At 43.5% G+C, this 626-nt stretch carries 1 protein-coding gene; it reads right to left on the reverse strand.

Annotated elements, in window-relative coordinates:
- Positions 1-110: 110 nt before the first annotated feature.
- The gene (locus ACTHTS_RS10915; RefSeq protein WP_440370043.1) at positions 111-449 is read right to left on the reverse strand and encodes a hypothetical protein; all 339 of its coding nucleotides are present in this window, start codon (positions 447-449) and stop codon (positions 111-113) included.
- Positions 450-626 lie beyond the last annotated feature (177 nt).

The following is a 626-nucleotide window of genomic DNA, read 5'->3' on the forward strand; positions in this document are numbered from 1 at the left end:
GTCTTGTGTTGAAACTTTGATTTATCGTTCTTTTTGAACAGCAATTAGATTGAATGTTGAAAAGGTCGTCTGAAAACCATTTTCCTTGGTTTTTAGACGACCTCTTTCCTTTATAGGCAACATTTGCCGAAACGCAGTTTTTTATTCAGGCCGGAAGCGTAAGTAAGCTGCTTGATGATCAGTATATTGGTGTGGTCTTCTAGGGCACGTATGCCGTGGGTTTCGTTGGGCTCAAGGCGGACGACTTGAAGTCCTTGCGTGTAGAGGGTTTCGGTTTGGGTGATGATTTTGGCGCTGCCGTTGAGTACCAGCAGGAGAATAATGGCATCGGCTTGATAATCGGGGATTTCATTATCCTTTTGCAGGGAGAGTTGAACGATTTCTTGGTCAATATCGCTATGGATAACGCCGCCGAGCAAGGCTTTGGGATCTAGGGTGTATTGTTGCATGATGACTCCTTGAAAAGAAAAGCTTTGAGAAAGATTTCAAAAGACGGAAATGTCTTGAGGGTCGTCTGAAAAATACTGGAGACGGCAATAAGTTTGATTGTACGGGTGTATCGGCGGGAGAAATTCAATATAAGTCAATATTGTTGTGAATTGGGGCGGTTGGCTTTTGTATAGTGG

Origin of the sequence: Neisseria sp. P0019.S003 (assembly GCF_051957115.1) — a bacterium.
In the GTDB taxonomy this organism is placed as follows: domain Bacteria; phylum Pseudomonadota; class Gammaproteobacteria; order Burkholderiales; family Neisseriaceae; genus Neisseria; species Neisseria flavescens_D.

Bases quoted from the DNA above. Each gene is read 5' to 3' on its own strand.
- ACTHTS_RS10915 (WP_440370043.1), bottom strand. From the start codon at position 449: ATGCAACAATACACCCTAGATCCCAAAGCCTTGCTCGGCGGCGTTATC.